Origin of the sequence: Arthrobacter sp. 2YAF22_2 (genome assembly GCF_052114645.1) — a bacterium.
In the GTDB taxonomy this organism is placed as follows: Bacteria; Actinomycetota; Actinomycetes; order Actinomycetales; family Micrococcaceae; genus Arthrobacter.
Window position 1 is genome coordinate 1 of sequence record NZ_JBFRFD010000630.1, and the last position, 1,815, is coordinate 1,815.

Sequence of the window (1,815 nt, forward strand, 5' to 3'; positions counted from 1 at the left end):
GACCATGGAGTTCGTGAAGCGGCTCAAGGCCTCCCGCGACTTCGAAGGCATCAAGGTCTCGCCGCTGCTCATCCTCTCCAAGGCCGTCATCTGGGCCGCGGCCCGCAACCCCAGCGTCAATGCGAGCTGGGTGGACGACGTCGGAGGCGGCGACGCGGCCGAAATCCACGTCAAGCACTTCATGAACCTCGGCATCGCCGCGGCGACCCCCCGCGGACTGATGGTGCCGAACATCAAGAACGCCCAGGACCTCTCGCTCAAGGAACTGGCGCTCGCCCTCAATGAGCTGGCCACCACCGCCCGGGCGGGCAAGACCCAGCCGGCACAGATGCAGGGCGGCACCCTGACGATCACCAACATCGGCGCCCTGGGCATCGACACGGGTACGCCGATCATCAACCCCGGCGAGGTCGCAATCGTGGCCTTCGGCACCATCAAGCAGAAGCCCTGGGTGCTCGACGGCGAGGTGATCCCGCGCTGGATCACCACGCTGGGCGGCTCGTTCGACCACCGGGTGGTGGACGGTGACCTTTCGGCGCGCTTCATGGCCGACGTCGCGGCCATCCTCGAAGAGCCGGCCCTGCTCCTGGACTGAGTCCTAGTACGAGCCGTAGGCGGCGAAGGCCGAGAGCATTTCGGTCAACCCCTGGGGCGTCCCCCCGCCGGCGACGGCGACTGCGCCGGCAAACATCAGGCCGGCCAGGCCGAAGCCGGCAGCGGTGACCTTGGTGAGGAACTTCCAGTCCTCGCGCAGGATGCTCCGGAAGGTGTCGGGCATCCGCAGCGCCGGGGCGATGAGGTTCGGGGCGCTGTCCATCGACCCGTCGTCAAGGAAGGCGATCACCCGCCCGGCGGCGCGGTCGACCCGCATGGTGCTGATGTGGTTTCCGTGGCGGGCCAGCAGGATGTCGTGGCCGACGAGCTGGCGGCGCTGAAGGGCGGGCATGGATTCTCCCCGGGAGTGGGCGGATGGGACTGTCCGCACCATCGGGGGCACCTCCAATTTTACCGCCGCAGGGCGGGGCGGCACCGGCAAATCCGCGTGAGGCTGCCCACGAGGGATGGTGACGGCGGTCAAATCTTCAGAATCCTGTCCCGAACGGGCGCGGCGGCATTAGAGTGGCACCAGCCGCCGTCGAGCCGGCGGACGCCGATCAAAGGAGATTCTGCGTGTTCTCGAGCCCGTTTCCCGCTGTTGATATCCCTGACGTGAGTCTCTACGAGTACCTCTTCGGCGGTTTGCGGGAGGACGACCTGGACCGGATCGCCGTCGTCGACGGCACCAGCGGCGCCGAAATGAGCTACCGTGAGCTGCTCGACCGGATCAACGCCTTCGCCGGCGCGGTCGCCGCCCAGGGGCTGGGTGTCGACGGCGTTGCGGCCATCCTCTGTCCCAACATCCCGGCGTTCGCCGTCGTGTTCCACGGTCTGCTGCGGGCGGGCGCCACTGTCACGCCCGTAAATTCGCTGTACACCGCCGACGAAATCGAAATACAGCTCACCGACGCCGCGGCGAGTTGGCTCTTCACGGTCTCCGCCCTCCTGCCCGCGGCCCTCGAGGCGGCCGGACGCGCCGGGATCCCGGCGGACCGGCTGGTGGTGCTCGACGGCGCCGAGGGCCACCCTTCGCTGCAGGATCTGCTCAGCAGCGGTGCGCCGGCCCCGGACACCAGGTTCGACCCGGCCACCCACACCGCCGTGCTGCCGTACTCCTCGGGGACCACCGGGCGGCCCAAGGGTGTCAAGCTCAGCCACCGGAACCTCGTGGCCAACGTCGAGCAGTCACGCGGGCTGCTCAAGGTCCGGCCGGAGGAC

Annotated in this window: 3 protein-coding genes; 2 read left to right on the forward strand and 1 reads right to left on the reverse strand. The window is 68.7% G+C overall.

Annotated elements, in window-relative coordinates; genetic code table 11:
* Positions 1-595 (forward strand): dihydrolipoamide acetyltransferase family protein (locus tag AB4Y86_RS18050; RefSeq protein WP_441403526.1); only part of this gene is annotated, 595 nt, incomplete at its 5' end.
* A 3-nt stretch (positions 596-598) separates the two neighbouring features.
* Here AB4Y86_RS18050 and AB4Y86_RS18055 read toward each other — a convergent pair.
* A complete protein-coding gene (locus AB4Y86_RS18055; RefSeq protein ID WP_441403527.1) occupies positions 599-946 on the reverse strand; it encodes a hypothetical protein in 348 nt (115 codons plus the stop codon).
* Positions 947-1,170: 224 nt separating this feature from the next.
* Here AB4Y86_RS18055 and AB4Y86_RS18060 point away from each other — a divergent pair.
* Positions 1,171-1,815 (forward strand): AMP-binding protein (locus AB4Y86_RS18060; protein WP_441403528.1); only part of this gene is annotated, 645 nt, incomplete at its 3' end.

Coding starts and splice junctions, on each gene's coding strand:
- AB4Y86_RS18055 (WP_441403527.1), bottom strand. CDS start 946: ATGCCCGCCCTTCAGCGCCGCCAGCTCGTCGGCCACGACATCCTGCTG.